The following is a 224-nucleotide window of genomic DNA, read 5'->3' on the forward strand; positions in this document are numbered from 1 at the left end:
CCACCGGTCTTCACCGGCCCGAGCCAGGACCGCAACTTTGACGGCATCACCGACGCCGACCTGGTTTACACGACCAATGCGGGCAACATCTGCGCGGCTTACATCCGCCTCGACGCCGCTGGTGTCCGTGCGGTAGACAACTGCTCCGGAACCAACGTAACGATCACGGCCAACATCTACCCCGGTGCTGACCTGAACGCTACGCCCATCGGCTCCTTCGTAGT

Annotated in this window: 1 protein-coding gene; it reads left to right on the forward strand. The window is 62.5% G+C overall.

Translation table 11 applies throughout. The features are described from left to right. Positions 1-224, forward strand: a 224-nt coding sequence (locus H9S92_RS00030) for a hypothetical protein (RefSeq protein ID WP_187464688.1), incomplete at both ends; no start/stop codon positions are given.

The organism is Neolewinella lacunae, from assembly GCF_014349155.1.
Lineage (GTDB): Bacteria > Bacteroidota > Bacteroidia > Chitinophagales > Saprospiraceae > Neolewinella > Neolewinella lacunae.